The sequence below is a fragment of the Kitasatospora sp. NPDC023385 genome (assembly GCF_055664045.1).
In genome coordinates this window covers 49,205-70,128 of the sequence record NZ_JBVOOL010000032.1, presented here as the reverse complement: position 1 = coordinate 70,128, position 20,924 = coordinate 49,205, and the positions used below count along the sequence as shown (strand labels likewise).

Genomic DNA, 20,924 nt, shown 5'->3' with positions numbered 1-20,924 from the left:
TCGCGAGGGAGTCCAGATCAGGCGTCACAACCGATCTTTGGACTCCCTCGCTTCATGTCATGCGCGGCGGCGAGCCCTTGGCATCAGTCATCTAGCGGCTCGACGACGCTCGCAGCCGTGACGACGGCGGCACCGGCCTCGGTCTGTCCATCGCCCGCGACATCGCTGCCCTCCACGGCGGCACCCTCACCGTCGAGGACATCGCCGACGGCTGCACCTTCCGCACCCGCCTCCCCGCCGGCCCCCGTGGGTCGGCGCCGGAGAGCAGGCCCTGACCCGGCAGACCGGCCCCGAGGACGTCCTGCGTCCGCCGGAGCCACGTGCACCACGCCGCACCGGGGACGGACGGAACCCCGGTGTCCGGCCGGCGATGGCCGGCCGCGTTCGACGCCGATGCCGCTGCCGGCCGGCTCCACCCAGGCCGGCCGCCGGCGTTGAGGGAGAGCCGGGCTGTGGCGCTTGGCCTGCAGGCGCCTGACGCGGGGGAGGAAGGGGTGCGGCCGAGGGCGAAGCGCCCGGCCGTGCGGAGGCGGAGAGGTGGGTACTGAGCCAGCTGAGGGACGGGGGCAGCAGACGGACCCAGGTGGTGAAGTTGTGTCCCCCGGCGTCGACGGTCACCTGGGTGGCGGTCATCGGCGGGCGTGCGGCGGCGGCGAACGCCCGCGAGTCGGCGTAGGTGCTGCCGTCCTCCTTACTGTCGGCGAGCAGGACGGAGACCGGGGGTGCGGGCAGGTGTGCGAGTCTCCAGTTGAGGTCTGCCTGGTCGCGGCGCTGCTGGCTGCCCGCGAACAGGTCGCCGGTGGTGAAGTCCTCGGCCGCTTTGAAGTAGCCGGACAGCGACACGGCGGCGGCGAACACGTCCGGGTGCTCCATGGCGAGCTTGAGCGCGCAGTACCCGCCGGTGGAGTCGCCCATCACACCGAGGCTGCCGCCGCCGGTGAGGATCCGGTAGGACGCTCTGATGTCCCGCGGGACGTCCGTGGTGAAGTACGTCTGGGCCTGCGGGCCGCCGGGGATGTCCTCGCACTCGCTGTCCTGGGGCATCGAAGGCGAGGGCCGCATCAGCACCTGGATGGTGGGCTGCATGGCGCCGCTCCTGATCAGTTGGAGCTCGGTCGCCGGGTAGCGGAGCTTGGTGATCAGATTCTTCGCATCGCCGGGGAATCCCGTCATGACGACGACGGCAGGGAAGTGCTGGTCCTTGAACGGCTCCTGGAAGTACTGCGGCGGAAGGTAGACGTACCCGTCGGTGGACAGCCCGGTGGAGCCGCCCGGGATGCGCACCCGGTCGAGTCTGCCGACCTGTGCCGGGTCCTGGCCCAGGCCGCCGGTCGCGGGGACCTGCTCGCGCCCGAGCAGCTGCACGCCGGCCGCACTCGTACTGGCCGCGGTGCCGGGAGACGGGCCGGTGCCCTGGATGGTGGCCGACCCGCTGTTGTGGCCCAGGAGGTCGCCCCAGCTGCTGTAGAACACGAAGTAGTCGTTGGCCAGCAGTCCGAGCGTGCACAGCAGCAGGACCTGGGTGGACACGATGGTGGCGAGCCGGCCGAACATCGCGGGCCAGCTGCGGTACGCCAGCCGTGGCCAGATCCACAGCGTTCCGAGTACCGACAGCACCGCCAGCACGGCGCACAGTGCCAGAAGCTTGTGACTGGTCAGTCCCACAGGTCGCGTCACCACCGTTCGGGGCCCCTCCTCCAGTCTGTCCACCGACGTCGGCTCCCTCCATCGGGCGCCTTCCTTCACCCGGTGCCGTCGCCCGGCGGCGGTGCGCGCTCCAGGCAGCGGCAGGGTTGGCCGGCTCGTGCGGTCAGGCGGGTAGGAGCAGGGTGAAGACGGTCGGAGCCGTGCCGGTGGCTCGGAGCCGGCCGCCGGCGGACTCGGCGAGGTCGCGGGCCAGGGCCAGGCCGATGCCCTGGCCGCCTCCGGTGGTGGTGCCCCGGTCGAATGCCGTGCGGGCATCGAGGACGAGGTGTCCTTCGTCGGCGACGTCGACAGCGATGGCGCCGCCGAGCTCCCGCAAAGTGACATCGATGGTGCCGAGACCGTGCCGGCGGGCGTTGTCGAGGAGGATGTCGAGGATCTGCGCGACGGTCGGGCCCGGGAGTGACGCATCCCGCGCCTCCGGGGCCGTGGTCACGCGCAGGAGGCGCCCCTCCTGGGCGAGAACACCGTGCCAGCGCCTCTCGAGGGCGGCCAGGAGGTCGGCCGCCGCCTGCGTGGCGGGCGTGGTGCCGGCGGGGTCAGGCTTCGACAGGCGCAGGACCTCGTCGATGGTGGTCTGCAGGTGCCGGGAGCGCTCCAGGGCCTGCTCCACGGCACGGGTCTGATCCGCGCGCGGGTTGGCCACGGCCGCCTCCAGGCCGAGCTGAAGGCCGGTGAGCGCGGTGCGCAGCTGGTGGGAGGCGTTGGCGGTGAATCCGCGTTCGTGGCGCAGCAGGTTCGCGAGGCGGGTGACCATGGTGTTCTGTGTGTGGGCGACCTGGTCGATCTCGGGGATGCCGCAGGCCTCGGCCCGGGCGGCGAGGTCGCCGTCGGCGACGGCCCGGGCCTGGGCGGAGAGTGCTTCCAGGGGTGTGCTCAGTGCCCGGGCCTGGCGGCGGGCGAGCAGGACGGCGCACGTCAACGCGGTGAGGGCGGCGGCCAGCAGGACCAGCCACGCGAGGGCGACGCGCTTCCAGACCTGGCCGGTGGGGGCGGAGGCCCGCACGACGCCGATGGTCTGTTCGCCGACGGCGACGGGCACGGCGGCGACGAGTTCACCGCCGTGGGTGGCCTGGACGACGGTGCCGGCGGCGGCTGTGCGGGTGGCGGGGTCCGCGTCCGCGGGACCGGTTCCGGTGCTCAGGTGCAGCGTGCGGTCGTACAGGCCCAGTCGTGTGCCGGGTTCGGGGGCGGGCAGCTCGACCGGGTCGCCGGCTGCGGAGTCGGGGCCGACCCGGACGGCCGCGGCCAGGGCCTGGCGCTGGAGTTCGCTTCGCTCGTCGTTGACGAGCACGAGCCGGTTCGCGGCGGCGAGCGGCAGCGCGAGCAGGAGCAGGGCCACGCTCACGGCGATGACGGCCACGCGGACCACCCGGTGTCTCATGGCGCCATCATCGCCGCCGTGCCCGGGGCGGGACGGGGACGGCGCCGGGGTGGTGGCGGGTTTTGCCGTCGTCTAACCGTCGTCGGAGCCGGCGTTTGCCGGGGCCTGTCTAGCGTCGGTGGTGTCGCCGAGGTGCGGAGGATCCGATGTCCAGGAAGAGAATGGCAGGAGCCGTCGCCGCCGCGGCCGCCGTGGCCGCGCTGGTGGCGGGCTGTTCCGGTGGCTCGGGCAGCTCCCCGCCAACGGGCACGCCGGGCGGTTCCGTGTCGCAGCCGGCCACGGGAACCAGCCCACCGGCGGCGTCAACACAGCCGGCGCCCGGCGCGACGGAGTCCAATCCGGCCGGGGACATCCCCGACAGCCAGGCCTGCGTCGCCTACGCGCCCGCGCAGGGCGGGTTCACGCTCAAGGTGCCGGAGGGGTGGGGGCGCACCGACAACGGCACCATGGTGGCCTTCGGTGACAAGTTGAACCGGATCGAGATCACCGCGGGTGCGGCCACGACCGCGCCGTCCGTCCAGCAGGCGAGGGCCGAGGTGCTGCCCGCCCTGCAGAAGCAGGTGCCGCAGTTCGCCGCGGGCACCGTCTCCGAGGTCGCGCGGCCCGCGGGCACCGCCGTCCTGGTCACCTACCAGGGAGACTCGGCGCCCGATCCGGTGACCGGCAAGTCGTGCGGGACGCGTGCGAGCGCTACACGTTCTTCAAGGACGGCCGGCAGGTCGTGATCACGCTCTGCGGACCGGTCGCCGCGGACAACAAGGACCCGTGGCGCACCGTCACCGACTCCTTCCGGTGGCAGTGATGGCCACCCCTTGGCCGGAGCCGAACGCCGTGCCGGATGCGGCGTATGCGCTGGAGGCCCGGGAGCTGTACCGGTTCTTCCGGGCGGGCGAGGAGGAGACCCTGGCCCTGCGCGGGGTCAGCCTGCGGGTACGGCCGGGCGAGGTCATCGCGGTGGTCGGGCCCTCTGGCTCCGGGAAGTCGACGCTGCTGGCGTGCCTAGCCGGGCTGGAGGAACCCGACGGCGGAACGGTCCTGGTCGCGGGAGAGCGCGTCAGCCACCGCCCGGAGAGCGAACGCGCCCGCCTGCGGGCCCGCCGCATCGGGGTGCTGCTGCAGAGCGGCAACCTGCTCTCGCACCTGGACGTGACCGCGAACATCCGCCTCGCCCGCTTTGCGGCCGGCACAGAGCGCCGGGCCAGTGTCGCCCGCTGACCGACGATCTTCACCGAAGTCACCCGCCCACAACCAGCGTGAGTATCCCAACGCCGACGCACACCAGGCCCGTGACCTGCCACTTCACGATGCACACCACTCATTCAGTGAAAGCAGTCACCTGCCGTGTGAAACCCCGAGGCCGCCGCACTGGGCCGGGACGGTCGGCGGCCTCGCCTTCGGCTCCGAGCCGGAGCGTTCGCTCGCGGGGCCGCACGACGGCTGCGCTCGGCCGGCTACCCCGCGTCCGCGACGGACGAAGGCGTCCCGGACTGGCGGGTCAGCCCCACGGTGAAGCTCGACACCACCGCGTGACGGCCGCCGCGCCGGACGCCGGGTGCTGCTGGTGGGCGACCACGGCAACGCCGAGACCATGACGAAGACCCGACGCATCGTCGGATTCCCGGTTCGCCGAGCCCCGGAATCCCCCGCCCTTTTCGCTACGAGGATAATTCGGAGCGCTCCCGATGCCGGTCGGATTCAATGGGCTTCCGGACCAACGTGCCGAAAAGCGGATCCGCCCGCGACGGAAAGGGAGTTCACGTGAATCGTCCACTGGATGCCACCGCACCGGCCATCGACGTCATGTCGTTCAACATCCACCACGGCGAGGGGGTCGACGGCGTCCTCGACCTCGAGCGGATCGCCCGGGTGATCCGGGCCGGCGGCGCCGACGTGGTCGGGCTCCAGGAGGTGGACCGGCACTTCGACGGGCGCAGCGAATGGGCCGACCAGGCAACGGAGTTGGCGAAGCTCCTCGGCTACCACCTGGCGTACGGGGTGAACCTCGACCTGGCCGCGCCGACCCCGGGCGCGCCACGGATGCAGTACGGCACGGCGGTGCTGTCCCGCCATCCGATCACCCGCTGGCGGAACACCCACCTCTTCCGGTCCCCCGGCGAGGAACAGCGGGGCCTGCTCCAGGCCGAGATCGACTTCCGTGGAATTCCGATCCAGGTCTTCGTCGCCCACCTCGAGCTGTTCTCGGAGACCGATCGCACCCGACAGGTGGCGGAAGTCGTCGAGCTGATCGGGGACGCCGCCCCGGCGATTCTCCTCGGTGACTTCAATGCCGCCCCGGAAACACCGGAGATAGCCGCCGTCCGGGCCGCTTTCACCGATTCCTGGTCGGTGTTCGCCGGCGGCCGGGTGGCGACCTTCCCGGCCGACGCGCCCGAGGAGTGCATCGACTACGTCTTCGCCGGCCCGGGGGTTCGGCCGGTGCGGATCGGTCCGGTCACCGAGGATCCGGCGGCCTCGGACCATCTGCCGGTGCTGGCGCGGCTGTTGGTCACGGCCTGACGCGGCCCGGGGGGGGCGGTGCGGCGACGCACCGCCCCCCGGAGGGAGTCAGCAGCCCTGCTCGGCGAAGAGCGCGGCGAGCCGGTCCAGGCCCTCGTCGATCGCCCGGCCGCTGAGTGAACTCACGGACAGCCGAAGGGAGTCGGTACCGCCGGCGGCGCTGTAGAAGTGGCTCATCGGGGTCCACAGCACGCCGTGCCGACGCGCCGAGTGCTCCAGCAGCGCGTCGTCGACCGTGAACGGGACGGTCACGCAGACGAAGAAGCCGCCGGTCGGCACGGACCAGCTGATGCCCGGGTGCCCGCCGAAGCGGCTGCGGAGTCCGGCCAGGACCCGGTCGAGGTTGTCGCGGTAGATCCCCCGCTCCCGGGCGTTGGCCCGTTCCAGGCTGAAGTCGTGTTCGAGCAGGGCGCCGCCGACCACCGCCTGGGCGATCGGCGAGGTGTTCACCGTCACCATGCTCTTGATCTTGGAGAGCTGGTCGGCGAACAGTCCTGACCCGCCGTCGGCGGTCGCGACGCGCTGGTCCGCCACGGCGTAGCCGACCCGGGCGCCCGGCAGCACCGTCTTGGCGAAGGAGCCGAGGTGGACCACCCGGCGTCCGGTGTCCAACGCCTTGAGGGTGGGAGGTGTCCCGTCGCCGCCGTGGAACACCCCGTACGGGTTGTCCTCCAGCAGCAGGATGGACTCGCGCTCGGCCAGCGCCAGCAGTTCCCGCCGTCGGCCGAGGTCGATGCTGAGGCCCGAGGGGTTGGCGAAGTCGGGCATCACGTAGCACGCCCGGGGGCGCAGGTTCTGGGCCCGGGCCGCGCGGATCGTCGCCGTCAGGTCGTCGAGGTCGATCCCGGTCGGCCCGGCGGCGACCGGCAGGACCGGCAGGTCGACCAGCCGCGCGGCGCCGGTGAGGCCGACGTACATGGGCGAGACCGAGAGCAGGACGTCCCGCTCGGTCGCCCGCAGCGCGCGCAGGACCAGGAACATCGCCTCCTGGCAGCCGACGGTGACCACGACGGCCTCGGGGTCGACCCGCAGGCCCTGGTCACGCGCGAGGTGCCGGGCGATCAGCTCGTGGACGATGCCCTTGGTCCGGCCGTACTGGCACAGGATCCGGCGGACCTCCTCGTCCGACAGTCCGCGCTCCTCGGCGAGGTGGCGGCTGAAGGTGCGCAGCCGGTGGTGCACCGAGTCGAGGTCGAAGAAGCTCTCGACCGGGCGGCCGGGGGCGAAGGACAGCGCGTTCGGGAAGCGCGAGGTCACCTCGTTGAGGAAGTTCATCGAGGTGAGGGCCGGATCCTCCAGCGAGCCGTGCAGGTCGGCCGTGGTCAGGTCGACGGCGCCCGGGTCAGTGGTGGTCGGGTCGGCGGTCGTCAGGTCTGCGAGCGGTGTGTCAGGCACGGGTTGCCAGCCTCTCGGTGCGAAGGAGCCGCGCCGCCGCGAGGTCGGCGCAGCCGGCCAGCGTCATCGCCTCGGCCAGTTCGGTGTGCAGCAGGTCGAGCACGCGGCCGACCCCGGCCTCGCCGCCCGCCGCCAGGCCCCACAGCACGGGACGGCCGAGCAGCACGCCGCGGGCCCCGAGGGCGAGCGCCTTGAGGACGTCGGTGCCGGTGCGGACCCCGCTGTCCAGCAGCACCTCGCAGTCGCCGGACACCGCGGCCACCACCTCCGGCAGGGCGCTCAGGCTGGCCCGTGCGCCGTCCAGCTGGCGGCCGCCGTGGCTGGAGACGACGACGGCGGCGGCGCCCAGGTCGGCGGCGATGCGGGCGTCGCGCGGGTCGAGCAGGCCCTTGACCACCAGGGGCAGCGGGGTCCGGCGGCGCAGCCGTTCCAGGTCCGGCCAGGAGAGGGCGGGCGCGAAGGCGGCGCTGGTGTGCACGGCGAGCGCCGAGGTGCCGGCGGTCCCGCGGTGGGCCTCGCTGCCGGGTCCGGTGTCGAGGTTGGCGGCCCGGACGTGCGGTGGCAGCGCGAAGCCGTTGCGCACGTCCCGCAGCCGGCGGCCCATCAGCGGCACGTCCACGGTGACCATCAGGGCCCGGCAGCCCGCGGCCTCGGCCCGGGCGACCAACTCGTCGTTCTTGGCCGGATCGCGCAGGCAGTAGAGCTGGAACCACGTGTCGGCGCCGGTGGCGGCGACGGCTTCCAGGGGGTGGCTGCTGAGCGTGCTGATGACGTAGGGGACGCCGCGGGCCCGGGCGGCGCGGGCGGCGGCGGGTTCGCCCTCGTCGTGCAGCAGGCGCTGGTAGGCCATGGGGGCGACGGCGACCGGCAGGGCCGCCGCGGTCCCGACCAGCCGCTCGGCGGTGTCCGCCGCCGTGGCGCCGGTCAACATACGTGGCACGAGGGCGAGTTCGGCGAAGGCGGCGCGGTTCGCGGCGAGCGTGGACTCGGTGCCGCTGCCGCCGTCGACGAAGTCCCGGACCGCGGGATCGAGCACCGAGCGGGCGGCGGCCCGGATGCCGTCCAGGTCCACCGCGGCTATTGCGGCCGGGCGGTCGTCGATGGCCGTCACCCGAGCCGCTCCGCTTCCACCGCTTCGTACAGGGCCTTGATGTTGCCGCTGCCGAAGGTCGTGGCCCCGATCCGCTCGATGACCTCGAAGAACAGCGTCCGCCGCGGGTGTGCCGTCCGGGTGAAGATCTGGAGGAGCTGGCCCTCGTGGTCCTCGTCGACGAGGATGCCGAGCGCGGCGAGCTGCTGCACGGTGTGCCGGGCCGGGCGCAGGCGGTCGGCGAGCATCCGGTAGTAGGCGGGCGGGGTCGACAGGAATTCGACGCCCCGCTCGCCCATCGTGCGGACGGACCGCACGGCGTCGTCGGTGCGGAACGCGATGTGCTGGACGCCGGAGCCGCCGTGGTTCTTGATGAAGTGGTCGATCTGGCCGGGCTCCCGGCTGGTGTCGGGCTCGATGAGGGTGAGCGTGAGGCCGCCGGCCGGGGACTGCACCACTTCCGAGTCCATCGCCTGGGCGCCGACGACGATCCTCTCGGTGAAGGTGTTCCGCAGGCCCAGGACCTGCTCGTAGAACTCGACGGTGGAGCGGAGCCGGCCGGCCTCGACGCACACCGCGAAGTGGTCGACGTCGAGCAGGCCGGTGTCCACGGCGACCTCGCCGTCCGGCACGGGCTCGGCCCGGCGTACGGGGGTGAAGCCGGGCAGCCGCCGCGGGTCGGTTCCCTCGCGGCGCTGGACGAAGGTGTGCCGGACGTCGCCGAAGCCGGCCACGGCGGCCGTCACCACGCCGTCCGCCTCGGCGGGCGCGGCCAGCGGCCGGGCCCCGCGCCGGACGGCCCCGGTGAAGGCCGCCGCCGCGTCGGCGGTGCTCAGGGCGATGTCGGCGACGCCGTCCCCGTGCCGTCGGGTGTAGTCGGCCGCGGGGTGGTCCTCCGCCCGGGCCTGGGTGAGCAGCAGGCGTATGCGGTCCCGGCCGACGGCGACGGAGCTCGCGTCGCCCGGCTGCTCGGAACGGGCGTACGCGGCGAACCCGTACGCCTCGGCGAAGCGCCGTGCGGTGGCGTCGAGGTCCTCGACGTACAGCTCCACATGGTCGACGGACAGGTCGTTCGGGGCGTTGTCCGGGTGTGCCGTCACGCTGCTGGTCTCCTTCGGGTGGGGGATGGTCGGCGGGACTGCCGGGCGGGGCCAACCAGTGGGCCTACCAGGGGTCGGCACCGAGCAGCCTGCGGCCGAGCGGCGTCATCGCCGCGGTCTGCAGGCCGTTGTACGAGTGGCCGGCCGGGCGGTCGCCGGGACGGTCGCCGGATTCCCAGGGCTGGTCGTCCCGGGCGTAGCGGACGAACTGGGCGACCCGTGCCTCCGGCCTGCGGTTGTGCGAGGCGGCGTGCGGCATCAGGTGGTGGGTCAGCACGAAGTCGCCTGCCGCGCCGGTGACTTCGATGCTCCTGAGGTGCGGGATGTTCCGCCACTTGTCGTGCAGCTGCCGCCCCCTGGGGACGGCTCGGGCTTCCGCCTCGACGATGCGGTGGCCGCCGGGCACGACGTGGATGCCACCGCCGCCGGGGGCCACGTCCGTGAAGTAGTAGCAGCCGCCGATCTCGACCTCCTCGGGGGTGAACAGGAACTCGTCCACGTCCTCGGGCACCGCCGGGTCGATGTGCAGGTCCTGGCTCAGCTCGTCGGCGTGCGCGGCGTCGTTGCGCATGGTGATGGCGACCGAGCCGTCCCGGACGAGCAGCCGCGGGTGCCCCAGGAGCTGGGCCGCCACCCGGTAGAGCAGCTCGTTCTGGAGGAGCGGGATGAACTCCGGACCGTCGAAGGTCTGGTTCCCGGGGGTGTTGTAGGGCTTGAACCGGCCGTCGTACGCCTGCCAGTGCTCGGGGACGCGCAGGTCGCGCGGGAGCAGGTCGAGGATCAGGCCGGCGTGGTGCCTGGCCTCCTCCCTGGTCAGGACGCCGGGGATGAGCAGGTAGCCGTCCTGCCAGAAGCGGTCGGCCTCCTCCTGGGACAGGACCGGCTCCGGCCTGGCGATCGTCATGGGTGCTCCGATGGGTCGGTCGGTTCGGTCGGTTCGGTCGATTCGGTCGATTCGGTCGGCTCGGTCGATTCGGTGGGTTCGGTCGGTGCGGTCGGTTCGGTGGGTTCGGTCGGCTCGGTCGGTTCGGTGGGCCGGGGTTCGGGACGGCTTGGGCGGAGGTCCCGGGCCAGGCCGCGCAGGGTGGTCATGCCGCTGAGCTCGGTGAAGCCGGGCGGACGGTAGCCGCTCCGGCGGATCAGCTCCGCGAGCTGCGGGTGGCGCTCCAGCCGGCCGCCCGCACGGACGTAGCAGAGGTCGAGGTCCGGTTCGACGGCGAGGCCGGACTCGGCCAGGATGCCGAGCAGCGTGCCCTCCGCCGCGGTGACGGGGGGCCGCCGGGTGGGCGCCCGGCCGTCCGAGGCCTCACCGCCGTCGATCTCGAACCACTCCGGGATGGCCAGGAGTTCGCCGGTGTGGACGGCCCGGAGCATTTCCTCCCTCAGGTCGAACGGGGAGGGGGTGGCGCCGTCGGCCGGGGTGACCCGCGCGGTCAGCCGGGCGGTGGTGTCGGACCCGTCACCGGGCACCAGGGCCACCGCGGCCTCCGCCACCCCGGCCAGCGAGCGCAGCCGGTCCTCGATCGCCCCGAGGTCGATCCACCGTTCGCCGGACCGCCGTTCGCGGGGGCCCCGGGCCGGCCGGACCAGTCCCACCGCGGCGGCGATGTCGTCGGGCGCGCAGTCCTGGCCCGCCGCGATCCGGGTCAGGGCGAGCTCGATGCCGCGCAGCAGCGCCGCGCACTGCTCGGGCGGCAGCACCCGGGAGTCGCCGTGGACGGAGAGCCGGACGGTCCGCGGGTCGGCCCAGCGGACGGAGAGGCTGGCCCCGTACTCGTAGGAGGTCTCGGCGGTGGCCGCCCAGCTGATCGCGGAGCCGGTCCGGTCGGTACCGGCCCGGTCTGTCCGGTCGGTACCGGCCCGGTCGGTTCGGTCGGCCCGGTCGGTGCCGCCGTGCTCGCCTTCCAGCAGCCGGGCCCAACCCTGGGGCGGCGGGATGAAGTTGAAGGCGAGGTCGGTGGACAGGCAGAGGCCCCGACGGTGCTGGGCCTCGATCCGCTCGCGGATCAGGTCGAACGGGTCGTACCGGCCGTAGGCGGGGTGTCCCTCGGCCAGGGTCCGTTGGACCTCCTCGGCGGCCGCCAGCAGGCTCCGGCTCCCGCCGGGCAGGGCGACCGGCGAGCGCTGCGCGGTGGCGCACAGCACCCGGCGGAGGTCGGCGTTGTGCCGGTTGTCCAGGGACACGTTGACCGTGCACCCGTCGGTGTCGCCGCGCCAGCAGAGCAGTCGGGCGAAGGCCGCGAGCACGACCGCCGAGGGCAGCACTCCGGCCCGGGCCATGACCCGGGCGAAGAGGCCGTCGGCGCCCGGGAGGGTGAGGGTGCTCCGGTAGTAGCGGCCCTCCTCGCCGTCGGCGGGCGGACGGTGCGGATGCATCCGGGCGGGCGCGGAGGAGAAGTGCTTCCGCAGGTAGTCGAGCGCCCTGGCCCGTTCGGTGTCCTCGGCCGGGTCGGCCTCGCGCCGGGCCTGCTCGGCGGGCTGAATCCCCGGCCGTCCCCGCAGGACGTCGGCGGCCGGACCGTCGGACCGCTCCCCCAGCAGCTCGGTGATCGCCTGCTCCACCACGCCGTGGAACCCGGCGTCCACGGCCACGTTGTCGGCCACCACGGCCAGCCAGTACCGGCCCGACGCCCGGAGCAGCCGGAACTGCACCAGGAGCCGGCCGATCCTGCCGTGGACGTGCGCGGTGAACTCCCGCACCAGGTCGGCCATGCCCTGGTGGACGGTGCCGTCCGGCCCGATGGCCACCAGCTCCACCGGGGAGCCCGACCCGTGGACGACCTGCCGCAGTTCACCGTCGATGACGGCGAGCGAGGTGCGCAGGATCTCGAAGCGGTCCTCCAGGGCGCGCACCAACTGGCGGGCGGCGGCCTCGTCGGTCGATGCCGGGAGCCGCCGAAGCCCCTCGGCCAACCCCTTCTCCAGGAACCACTGGAATTTCTGCGCCCTGGTCAGGGGCGCGCCGGCGACCGCGTCGGCGGCCGCGCCGGCGCTCATGCCGTACTCCCGGCCGACTCCGCTTCGGACTCCGCTTCCGACTCCGACCCCGACGCCGGGCCCGGAACGCGTGCAGCCGGGCCCGGAACGCCGGCCGCCGGGCCGGCCGAGCGGGACGCGAGCAGCGAGAGCTGCCGGATCGTCGGCGCGCCGAGGACATCGCGCACGGTGATCCGGACCCCGGCGGCCCGGGTCGCCGCCGTGGCCACCTGCACCGCCGAGATGGAGTCTCCGCCGAGCGTGAAGAAGTCGTCGTCGATCCCGACCTCCGCGAGCCCCAGCATCTCGCGCCACAGCTCGGCGAGTTCCGCCTCCAGCTCGTCGCGGGGGGTCGTCGCGGGGTTGCGGGCGTCGCCTCGCTCCTCGGCGGGGGCCGGCAGTGCCGCCGGGTCCAGCTTGAGGTTCGCAGTGAGCGGGATCGCCGGGATCACGGTGATCGAGGCCGGGTGCTGGTGCGGCGGAAGCACCGTCGCGATCTGTCGGCGGAGCTCGGTCGTGAGCCCGGGGACGTCCACCGCGCCTTCCGGCCCGCCCTGCGCACCGGCTCCGGTCGGCGCTCCCGGTTCTCCGGTCGATGCGGACGAGCAGACGACATAGGCGTCCAGGCGCTTGTCCCCCGTGCCGTCGTCACGCGCCACCACGACCGCGTCGTTCACCCGGGGGTGCCGGGTGAGCACGGCCTCGATCTCGCCCGGCTCGATCCGGTAGCCGCGCACCTTGATCTGCCGGTCGGCGCGGCCCAGGAACCGCAGCGTCCCGTCCGGGCCCCGCCGGACGAGGTCGCCGGTCCGGTACAGCAGCCGGCCGGCCCCGCCGCGCGGATCCGGGACGAAGCGCTGGGCGGTGAGCTCGGCGCGGTTGAGGTAGCCGCGGGTCATCCCGGCTCCGCCGATGTACAGCTCGCCCGTCCCGCCGTCCGGGACGTCCTCGCCGTCCGGCCCGAGCACCCGGACCCTGACCCGGTCGATCGGTCCGCCGATCGGGACCGTCGTCGCGTCCGGCGCCATCGCCCGCACGTCCTGGTGGGTGGCGAAGCCCGTGGTCTCGGTCGGCCCGTAGAGGTGGACCAGCCGCCCCCCGAAGGAACGCTGCACGCGGTCCGCCACGTCGGCGCGGACGGAGTCCCCGCCGAACAGCAGCGTGTGCACGCCGGAGAGATCGGCGAGGTGGCCCGGCTCCAGGAGCCGGAAGACGGCGCTGGTCAGGTGCAGGACGGAGACCGCGTCCTCCCGGACCCGCCGGCAGAGGGCGTCCAGGTCGGTGCCCCCGAAGCTGTGGACGACACAGGCCGCGCCGTTCAGCAGCGGCGCCCAGATCTCGAAGGTCGAGGCGTCGAAGGAGAGCGTGGCCAGCGCGGCGACCCGGTCCTGCGGGCCGATGGTGACGTAGCTCTGGTCGGTGACCAGGTGCACGACGCTCCGGTGCGGCACCAGCACGCCCTTGGGCGTTCCGGTGGATCCGGAGGTGTAGATGACGTTGGCGAGATCGGGTCGGCCGACGACGGGCGGGTTGTCCGCGGGACCGGCCGGGTCCTCGTCGAGCAGGGCGACGGCCGCCTCGTGCGCGGGGAGCCGGCCGACCAGTCGGCGCCGGGTCACCAGCACCGGGACGGCGCTGTCCCGCAGCATGAAGTCGAGCCGCTCCGGGGGGTACCCGGGGTCGATCGGGACGTACGCGCCGCCCGCCTTCAGGATGCCGAGCAGCCCGACGATCATCGCGGCGGACCGTTCGACACAGATCCCGACCAGGATGTCGGGGCCGACCCCCAGCTCGCGCAGCCGCCAGGCCAGTCGGTTCGCCCGGGCATTCAACTCGCCGTAGCTCAGGGTCCTGTCGTCCGCGACCACGGCCGTCCGGTCGGGAGCGCGCTCCGCGTGCGCTTCGAACCGGGCGTGCACGGTGGTCGACCCCGCCCCGGTCGGTCCGTCGTTCCGCTGCATCACTGGCTGACTCCGTCCTCTCGTGCGGTGACCGGGTCGGTGGACACGGCACCGCGGAATTCGTTGCTGATGAGTCCGATGGCGGCGCTGCACGGCTGTCGGTGAATCCCGGAAAGCGACGGAAAGGATTGCTCGGGACCGCTCTCGCCGAGGTTCGGGGCGCCCGGAGCGGAATCGTCGGACTCCGATGTCCTGTTCTGGCCCGGGCCCGAGCGGCGCCGTCCCTGGAAAACCCGGGAATTCCATCGGCGTTCGTTACCGCCGGAACTTGCCTCCGATGCCGGAACCCCCAGGAGCCTAAGCAATCCGACGATCTCCCGCCACCCTCTCCCGGGGAATACCGGCAATCATGCGCTATGCCTGTTTCGCACCGATCACCCCGATCGTCGGACTTCCCACCCGGCATGCGGAGGCGATCCGACGGCCCGTCAACCGCGCGTCGACGAGGGGTCGTCGAGCCCACCGGGCCTCGGGCTCACCGGTCGGCTCCGCGTGTCAAAACGGACCAAAATCCACCAGATACCCCCACCATCGGCGCGAAGTGCAATGTGCCATTGCACATCTGCGGCTTGTCATGGACTATGGATCAAGAGCTGCGACGCCACAGTTCCGAAGCCGACCGGGGGGTTCGCTTGTCCGCTGCATCGTGCCGGGCTTGCCACGAGAAACGGCTCCCGCGCGCTCCTGAAATCACTCGCCCGGTTATTGGCGAGGGATTCCGCACCCCCCCTGGCGAATTCCCCGTCACGACGGCAGCCCTGGCACCGCGCCTCTGAACCGATGCGTGATCCCTCGGGGCTGGAAGGCCCGATTCCAAAGGAAGCCCCATGTCTGATAACCAGTCCTCGGCCCTGATCATCGGCGCGGATCCCTATCTGATCCGGGCCTGCCTCAGGACCGGCATCAAGCCCGTCGTGGTGTACGGTCCCGGCCTGCACGACTGGGGATTCATCGAGATCCCGGACGGGGTCGAGACCGTCTTCGCCGAGGACACCACCAGTGTGGAGAGCGTCCTGTTCGGCCTGCACCGGGCCGGCCTGGCCGACCGGGAGTTCGGCTGTGTCCACACCGGGGACGAGTACGCGCTGGTCACGGTGGCCGCCCTCGGGCAGGTCCTGGGCGCCCCGGTCGCCGTGGATCCGGACACCGCCGTACGGTTCCGGGACAAGTGGCTGCAGAAGCGGGCGCTCGCCGAGGCGGGCATCGAGGTCACCGCGTCCCGGCTGATCGAGGACGTCCACCACCTGGACCCGGCGGCCGTCGAGGAGTTCGGCAAGGCCGTCCTCAAGCCGGTCGCCGGAGCGGGCACCAGGAACACCTCGGTCGTCGAGGGCCGGGCCGGCCTGATCGCCCGGTGCGCCGAGCACCGGCGCACCGGAACGCCCCAACGCACCTTCGTGCTCGAGGAGTTCGTGTCGGGCGACGAATGGATCGCCGACGGAGTGGTGTTCGACGGGGAGCTCCGCTTCCTGAGCGTGAGCACCTACGGCGAACCCTGCCTGAGCACGGTGGACGGCAACCGGGCGCTCCAGGTCGAGGTGCTCGACCCGACCGCCGACGCGGGTGCCTACGAGCTCGCCCGCTCGGTCGTCGAGCCGGCCCTGCGGGCACTCGGCCTGCGGCGCGGCACCTTCCACATGGAGCTCTTCCACCAGCCGGACACCGGGCGCCTGGTGTTCGGCGAGTGTGCGGCCCGCACCGGCGGCCTGCTCCAACCCGAGCTGGTGGAAGCCAAGTTCGGTGTCGATCTCGCGGTGACCGCACTCCGCTGCGCGATGGGGACCGATCCGCGGATCGAGCCCGAGGTGCGCCCCGACACCATCGGCTCCACCTACCTCAACAACCGCCCCGGCGTCCTGGTCGGCTACCCGAACCCGGCCGAGGTGCGGGCCCTGCCGGGCGTCGAGTACCTGCGGCTGGAACTCCCGTACGGCTTCCGGATGTCGGACGCGCTGGCGAGCACCACCGAGGCCGTCGGCCAGGTCGTGCTGAGCGGCCGCACCCGGGAGGAGTTCCGCAGCCGCCGCGACTTCCTGACCCGGTGGTTCGACGAGCGCCTGCGGGTCGTCCCCCCGCACGCGGGCTACCCCGAACTGCGCCGTTGGCAGCAGGAGAACTGGCCGGAATCCGTCTCCTCCTTCAGCACCTTCTCGACCTTCTCGGACGGCTGAGGACCGCCCGACGGCCGCCGCCCGCACCGAACCGCTCCCCGGCACCACGTCTTGAAGGACCAGCATGCAACGCCGTCACCGCCTGATCCGCTCCTTCCGCCACCTCACCACCGACACCCTGCCCGCGGACACCCCCGTCGTCACGCTCTTCAGCGGCGGGCTCGACAGCAGCTTCCTCCTGCTCCGGCTGAGGAACGCCGGCTTCCGGGACGTCCACGCGCTCAGCGTCGACCTCGGCGAGGACGAGACCAGCGAGCAGAAGCGGCAGATCGCCGACGGACTCGGCGTCCGGCTGCACATCGTGGACGGCCGTCAGGCCTTCGCCGACGAGTTCGTCCGGGCCGCCGTCATCAGCCAGGCCGTCTACCTGGGCACCCACCCGGTGAGTTCCACCCTGAGCCGTCCGCTGATCGCGCGGTTCGCCGTCGAGCTGGCCCGGCGGCTGGAGGCATCGGCCGTCCTGCACACCGCCAACCGCTCCCAGAACACCATGCGCAGGCTCAACGGAGCGCTGGAGCTGCTCGGCTTCGACGGCGCCTACGGCAGCCCGTACGACCTCGACCCGGTGAGCCGGGAGGTCAAGGCCCAGGAGCTGAAGGAGGCCGGGCTCGCCCGGATGAGCGAGCGCGTGGTCAGCGGCGACTCCAACCTGTGGTGCCGCGAGTTCGAGTCCGGGATCCTGGACGACCCCGAGCAGCACGCGGTGCCGGAGCAGATGTTCCGGTGGAGCGCGCGCCGGCCCGGGGCCGTCGAGGACGGCATCGAGGTGCGCTTCGCGGGCGGGACCCCGGTGGCGGTGGACGGCGTCGAGCTGCCCCTGGTGCAGCTGGTCGGCGAACTGAACCGACGGGTCGGCGCGTTCGGCCTCGGCCGGTACAGCGGCCTGGAGCACCTCGACGGCGGTGAGAAGGTCCTGGAGATCCGGGAGATGCCGGCCGCATGGCTCCTGCTCCGCAGCTACCGGCACCTCGAGACGGCGGTGCTCTCGGCCGAGACCATCCGCGAGAAGATGCACCTGGAGCAGCTGTGGCTGCGGGAGGGGCTGGAGGGCCGCTGGTTCGGTGAACTGCGGTCCGCTGTCCAGTCGTTCATGGACTACTGCGCCCGTCCGGTGACCGGGTCGGTCCGCTGGCGGCTCACCCCGGGCGGCGCCGAGACCCGCTCCATCACCGCGGAGCGGCCGCGCTACCTCCGCGACCGGGAGGCCTGGGAGCAGGAGTCCGTACGGTCCGAGGTCTCCGCGTTGGCGGGGGCCTGATGGGCACTCCGCACGGCTCGCCGGGAACGCCGTCGGCCTGCCCCTCCCGGGTCGGGCCGACAGCGAGGGAGCGGCGGCCGTCAACCGGCGGGGCGGTCCAGCAGGTCCCGGGTCAACAGGTCCCAGGCCAGCAGGCCGGCCCCCAGGCACGCGGCCGCCTCGCCGAGCGCGGCCGGCACGATGTCCGGCATCCGCTGGAAGGTGAGCCGGCCCTCGACCGCGGCGCGCAGCGGACCGAACAGGGCCTCCCCGGCTTCGGCCAGCCCGCCCCCGATGATCACCCTGGCCGGGTCCAGCAGCGTGACACCGACGACCAGGCCGTCGGCGAGCGCGGCCACGGCGTCCGCCCAGACCCGCCGGGCCCGGGAGTCACCGGCCGCCAGCGACCGGACGCAGTCGGCCGCGTCCGCGTCCGGTCGGCCCGAGGCGGCGGCCCAGGCCCGTCCGACCGCGGACGCCGACGCGTACTGCTCCAGACAGCCGCGTTGGCCGCAGGCGCAGGGGACGCCCCCGGGGCGGACCGCGATGTGGCCGATCTCGCCCGCGGCACCGTGCGCACCGGGCTCGATGTGCCCGCCGAGGCCGATCGCGCCGGCGATGCCGGTGCCGAGGGCCAGGAAGAGGAACCGGTCGACGCCCCGGCCCGCCCCGATCCGCTGCTCGGCGAGCCCTCCGGTGCGGACGTCATGGCCGAAGGCGACCGGAAGGCCGTCCAGGCGCTCCGCCAGCAGCGGGCCGAGCGGGAGGTCGCGCCAGCCGAGGTTGGCCGCGTACACCACCGTGCCCGTGGCGGCGTCGACGATGCCGGGCACGGCGAGGCCGGCCGCCAGGGCGGACTCGCCGAAGCGGCGCTCGCCCTCGGTGCGCAGTTCGGCGGCGACGTCGAGGACGGACGCCACGACGGCGGCCGGACCGCGTTCGCGACGCGTTTCCCGGCCGGTGCGGTGCAGCAGCTCGCCGTCGATTCCGACCAGCGCGGCCTTGATTCCGGTTCCGCCCACATCAAGGGCTATGACGTGTTTCATGGGGAACGAGTATGAAGCCTGCCCGGACGGACTGGCAAGAATTCTGGAAAACGACCCGGACGACGCCCGTCGGAATCCGTCCGCCGATCCGTCCGCCGATCCGTCCGCCGATTTCCCGAACCTGCTGGAAGAATGGGAGCAGCCAGTGATCCTGACCGGACCAGAAATCATCGAATCCGCCCACGACGGCAGGATCTCCATATCCCCTTTCCATCGGGACCAGGTGAACCCGAACAGCTACAACGTGTGCCTCGGCGAGACCCTGATCACCTACTCGGGCGGCGTCATCGACGCGTACCGGCCCAACCCGACGGACGCCGTCAAGATCGACTCCGCCGGCTTCGTGCTGCAGCCGGACGAGCTGTACCTGGGGCACACCGTGGAGGAGGTCGGATCCGACGTCTTCGTGCCGCTGCTGTTCGGGCGCTCCTCGGTCGGCCGGCTCGGTCTGTTCGTGGAGATCACCGCCCCGATCGGGGACATCGGCTTCCACGGCCAGTGGACGCTGATGCTGTCGTCGGTCCGGCCGCTGCGCGTGTACCCGGGCATGAAGATCGGGCAGATCATGTTCTTCGACACGCTCGGCGAGATCGAACCGTACTCCGGAAAGTACCAGGGGGCGGTCGGCCCCCAGGAATCGCGCTACTGGCGGGACAAGTTGGGGCAGACGTGATACTCACCCGGGCGGAGATCGCCAGATCGGTCGCCGGCGGCGATATCGTCATCGAGCCGTTCGATCCGCTCCGAATATCCCCGAACGCCTACGACTGGCGGCTCGGCGACACCATTCGGGTGTGCGACTCGGAACTCGACGCGGCACATTCCTCGGAATTCGTCGAACACACCATCCCGGCGGACGGAATGGTACTGGTGCCGGGAAAGCTCTATCTCGGGGTGACGCACGAGCGCACCCATTCCGAGTGCTTCGCGCAGATGATCAACGGCGACCGCACCGTGGGCGCCCTGGGCGTCTGGGTGCACGTCTCGGCGCCGCTCGGCCACGTCGGCCACGCCATCAGATGGACGCTGGAGATCCGCGTCGTCCGCCCCGTGCGGATCTACCCGGGCATGACCTTCGGAAAGATCATCTTCCTCAAGACCCTCGGCTCCGCGGCCAGTTACCAGCACATGGGCCGGAAGTACACCCGGACCAGCGGCATCGACACCTCCCGCCTGTACGAGGAGCTCGCGTGAACATCCTCACCGGGATCGACCTCCCGCCGGACAGCCCGGGCGGCAGCATGGAGCTGCTGCGCGACCTCTACGGCGGGCCGGACCCGCTCATCCCCGCCGACGTCTTCATGCTCGCCCGGGGGAATCCGCCGACGACAGCGCTGAAGAAAGCGCCGACGAAAGCGCCGACGGAAGGGCCCGTGCGGACGACCGACGGCCCGGACGCACCGGTGCTGCTCCCGGTGGCCGGCAAGACCGTGTCGGGCCCCGACTTCTGGTCCTACGTGGACCGGCTCGGCGCCGCCGTCCGCGAGCGGTTCGCCGCCGCCGACCACGACGTGCTCCACCTCCAGCACCTGGCCTTCGGCGCGACGGCCGCGCTGCAGCGGGTCTTCCCGGACCGCCCGAGCATCGCGCTGGTGCACGGCACCGACCTGCTGTTCGCCGCGGACCACCCCACCCAGGCCGTCGTCCTCCGGGAGACCGCGGCGTCGTCCGACGCCGTCGTCGTCCCCACCACGGCGATGGCGGACCGGCTGCGCCGGCTCACCCCGGTCCCGGCGGACCGGATCGTGCACATCCCCTGGGGCGTCCCCGACCGGCTGCTCGCGGACCGTCCCACCCTGCCCCGCCCGCGCGCCGAGCACGGAGCAGGCGCCCTGCGGGTGCTGTACGCGGGTCGGCTGACGGCCGAGAAGGCCACCTCCGGCCTGATCGAGGCGGTGGCCGGCTTCGACGGGGTCGAGCTCTCGGTGGCGGCTCCCCGGGCGGAGTTCGCGGCGCTGGCCGCGCGGTCCGACCTGTCGCGGGCGCGCTACCTCGGCTGGCTGTCCCGGGAGGAGCTGTGGCGCGAGTTCGGCCGGCAGGACCTCCTGATCGTGCCCTCGCTCAGGCTGGAGGCGTTCGGCCTGGTCACCATCGAGGCGCAGGCCTGCGGTCTGCCGGTCGCCTACCAGCCCGTGCCGGGCCTGACCGAGGTGCTCGGCCGCTCCGCGCTGCCGGTCGACTTCGGGGACCTCGCGGCAGTCCGGGACCGGCTGAAGGCGCTCGCGCACTCCCCCGGACGGCTGGACGAGCTGGCCGCAGCCGGCCTGGTCAACAGCGGGCGCTACCCGCTGTCCCGCACTGCTGGAGCGCTGGCCGACCTGTCCCGCGGGATCCGGCGATGAC

17 protein-coding genes and 1 pseudogene are annotated in these 20,924 nt (G+C 72.9%); 9 read left to right on the top strand and 9 right to left on the bottom strand.

Translation table 11 applies throughout. From position 1 onward, the window contains the following. Window positions 1–95: 95 nt before the first annotated feature. Window positions 96–236 (top strand): annotated as a pseudogene (locus tag AC0B61_RS32130) (ATP-binding protein); the annotation flags it as partial. Here the strand turns inward: AC0B61_RS32130 and AC0B61_RS32125 are convergent. Together AC0B61_RS32125 and AC0B61_RS32120 are read right to left on the bottom strand one after the other, a co-directional pair. After that, window positions 187–1,554 carry an alpha/beta hydrolase gene (locus tag AC0B61_RS32125; RefSeq protein WP_471745227.1) on the bottom strand — a complete coding sequence of 456 codons (1,368 nt, stop codon included), beginning with the start codon at window positions 1,552–1,554 and terminating at the stop codon, window positions 187–189. The pseudogene AC0B61_RS32130 and the gene AC0B61_RS32125 overlap by 50 nt on opposite strands. Window positions 1,555–1,810: 256 nt before the next feature. Next, the gene (locus tag AC0B61_RS32120; protein WP_471745221.1) at window positions 1,811–3,088 is read right to left on the bottom strand and encodes a sensor histidine kinase; all 1,278 of its coding nucleotides are present in this window, start codon (window positions 3,086–3,088) and stop codon (window positions 1,811–1,813) included. 146 nt (window positions 3,089–3,234) lie between these two features. Here AC0B61_RS32120 and AC0B61_RS32115 point away from each other — a divergent pair, with 146 nt between their 5' ends. From AC0B61_RS32115 to AC0B61_RS32105, 3 genes are all read left to right on the top strand, one after another. Next, a complete protein-coding gene (locus AC0B61_RS32115; RefSeq protein ID WP_471745219.1) occupies window positions 3,235–3,813 on the top strand; it encodes a hypothetical protein in 579 nt (192 codons plus the stop codon). Window positions 3,814–3,889: 76 nt separating this feature from the next. Next, window positions 3,890–4,303: an ATP-binding cassette domain-containing protein gene (locus AC0B61_RS32110; protein ID WP_471745217.1), complete on the top strand. Its 414-nt coding sequence runs from the start codon at window positions 3,890–3,892 to the stop codon at window positions 4,301–4,303. A 543-nt stretch (window positions 4,304–4,846) separates the two neighbouring features. Then, a complete protein-coding gene (locus AC0B61_RS32105) occupies window positions 4,847–5,605 on the top strand; it encodes an endonuclease/exonuclease/phosphatase family protein (protein WP_471745215.1) in 759 nt (252 codons plus the stop codon). A gap of 48 nt (window positions 5,606–5,653) precedes the next feature. On the opposite strand, the gene AC0B61_RS32100 is transcribed toward AC0B61_RS32105, so the two are convergent. The 6 genes from AC0B61_RS32100 to AC0B61_RS32075 all read right to left on the bottom strand — a co-directional run bounded on the left by AC0B61_RS32100 (window position 5,654) and on the right by AC0B61_RS32075 (window position 14,127). After that, a complete protein-coding gene (locus AC0B61_RS32100; protein WP_471745213.1) occupies window positions 5,654–7,000 on the bottom strand; it encodes an aminotransferase-like domain-containing protein in 1,347 nt (448 codons plus the stop codon). Further along, the gene (locus tag AC0B61_RS32095) at window positions 6,993–8,111 is read right to left on the bottom strand and encodes an alpha-hydroxy acid oxidase (protein WP_471745211.1); all 1,119 of its coding nucleotides are present in this window, start codon (window positions 8,109–8,111) and stop codon (window positions 6,993–6,995) included. Before AC0B61_RS32095 ends, AC0B61_RS32100 begins: the two co-directional genes overlap by 8 nt. After that, window positions 8,108–9,190: a 4-hydroxyphenylpyruvate dioxygenase gene (gene hppD, locus AC0B61_RS32090; RefSeq protein WP_471745209.1), complete on the bottom strand. Its 1,083-nt coding sequence runs from the start codon at window positions 9,188–9,190 to the stop codon at window positions 8,108–8,110. The genes AC0B61_RS32095 and hppD overlap by 4 nt, the downstream gene beginning before the upstream one ends. Window positions 9,191–9,254: 64 nt before the next feature. Then, window positions 9,255–10,094, bottom strand: coding sequence for a phytanoyl-CoA dioxygenase family protein (locus AC0B61_RS32085; protein ID WP_471745207.1), 840 nt, complete (start codon window positions 10,092–10,094; stop codon window positions 9,255–9,257). Further along, on the bottom strand, window positions 10,091–12,187 hold the full coding sequence (locus AC0B61_RS32080) for a condensation domain-containing protein (protein ID WP_471745205.1): 2,097 nt from the start codon (window positions 12,185–12,187) through the stop codon (window positions 10,091–10,093). The genes AC0B61_RS32085 and AC0B61_RS32080 overlap by 4 nt, the downstream gene beginning before the upstream one ends. Next, window positions 12,184–14,127 carry a non-ribosomal peptide synthetase gene (locus AC0B61_RS32075; protein WP_471745203.1) on the bottom strand — a complete coding sequence of 648 codons (1,944 nt, stop codon included), beginning with the start codon at window positions 14,125–14,127 and terminating at the stop codon, window positions 12,184–12,186. Before AC0B61_RS32075 ends, AC0B61_RS32080 begins: the two co-directional genes overlap by 4 nt. A gap of 827 nt (window positions 14,128–14,954) precedes the next feature. Between AC0B61_RS32075 and AC0B61_RS32070 the strand changes: the two genes are divergently transcribed. Next, window positions 14,955–16,298, top strand: a complete 1,344-nt coding sequence (locus AC0B61_RS32070) for an ATP-grasp domain-containing protein (RefSeq protein ID WP_471745201.1) — start codon at window positions 14,955–14,957, stop codon at window positions 16,296–16,298. Window positions 16,299–16,362: 64 nt separating this feature from the next. Further along, complete coding sequence (locus AC0B61_RS32065; RefSeq protein WP_471745199.1) at window positions 16,363–17,556, top strand: argininosuccinate synthase-related protein; 1,194 nt, start codon at window positions 16,363–16,365, stop codon at window positions 17,554–17,556. Window positions 17,557–17,636: 80 nt separating this feature from the next. On the opposite strand, the gene AC0B61_RS32060 is transcribed toward AC0B61_RS32065, so the two are convergent. After that, the gene (locus AC0B61_RS32060; RefSeq protein WP_471745197.1) at window positions 17,637–18,581 is read right to left on the bottom strand and encodes an ROK family protein; all 945 of its coding nucleotides are present in this window, start codon (window positions 18,579–18,581) and stop codon (window positions 17,637–17,639) included. Window positions 18,582–18,726: 145 nt separating this feature from the next. Here AC0B61_RS32060 and dcd point away from each other — a divergent pair, with 145 nt between their 5' ends. The 3 genes from dcd to AC0B61_RS32045 are packed head-to-tail and all read left to right on the top strand — an operon-like array spanning window position 18,727 to window position 20,923. Next, window positions 18,727–19,254, top strand: a complete 528-nt coding sequence (gene dcd / locus AC0B61_RS32055) for a dCTP deaminase (RefSeq protein WP_471745225.1) — start codon at window positions 18,727–18,729, stop codon at window positions 19,252–19,254. Then, window positions 19,251–19,775 carry a dCTP deaminase gene (locus AC0B61_RS32050; protein WP_471745195.1) on the top strand — a complete coding sequence of 175 codons (525 nt, stop codon included), beginning with the start codon at window positions 19,251–19,253 and terminating at the stop codon, window positions 19,773–19,775. Before dcd ends, AC0B61_RS32050 begins: the two co-directional genes overlap by 4 nt. 47 nt (window positions 19,776–19,822) lie before the next feature. Beyond that, window positions 19,823–20,923, top strand: a complete 1,101-nt coding sequence (locus AC0B61_RS32045; protein ID WP_471745223.1) for a glycosyltransferase family 4 protein — start codon at window positions 19,823–19,825, stop codon at window positions 20,921–20,923. Window position 20,924 lies beyond the last annotated feature (1 nt).

Bases quoted from the DNA above. Each gene is read 5' to 3' on its own strand.
- AC0B61_RS32085 (WP_471745207.1), bottom strand. From the start codon at position 10,094: ATGACGATCGCCAGGCCGGAGCCGGTCCTGTCCCAGGAGGAGGCCGAC.
- AC0B61_RS32110 (WP_471745217.1), top strand. From the start codon at position 3,890: ATGGCCACCCCTTGGCCGGAGCCGAACGCCGTGCCGGATGCGGCGTAT.
- AC0B61_RS32120 (WP_471745221.1), bottom strand. From the start codon at position 3,088: ATGAGACACCGGGTGGTCCGCGTGGCCGTCATCGCCGTGAGCGTGGCC.
- AC0B61_RS32070 (WP_471745201.1), top strand. From the start codon at position 14,955: ATGTCTGATAACCAGTCCTCGGCCCTGATCATCGGCGCGGATCCCTAT.
- AC0B61_RS32075 (WP_471745203.1), bottom strand. From the start codon at position 14,127: ATGCAGCGGAACGACGGACCGACCGGGGCGGGGTCGACCACCGTGCAC.
- AC0B61_RS32080 (WP_471745205.1), bottom strand. From the start codon at position 12,187: ATGAGCGCCGGCGCGGCCGCCGACGCGGTCGCCGGCGCGCCCCTGACC.
- AC0B61_RS32125 (WP_471745227.1), bottom strand. From the start codon at position 1,554: ATGTTCGGCCGGCTCGCCACCATCGTGTCCACCCAGGTCCTGCTGCTG.
- AC0B61_RS32060 (WP_471745197.1), bottom strand. From the start codon at position 18,581: ATGAAACACGTCATAGCCCTTGATGTGGGCGGAACCGGAATCAAGGCC.
- AC0B61_RS32065 (WP_471745199.1), top strand. From the start codon at position 16,363: ATGCAACGCCGTCACCGCCTGATCCGCTCCTTCCGCCACCTCACCACC.
- AC0B61_RS32045 (WP_471745223.1), top strand. From the start codon at position 19,823: ATGGAGCTGCTGCGCGACCTCTACGGCGGGCCGGACCCGCTCATCCCC.
- AC0B61_RS32115 (WP_471745219.1), top strand. From the start codon at position 3,235: ATGTCCAGGAAGAGAATGGCAGGAGCCGTCGCCGCCGCGGCCGCCGTG.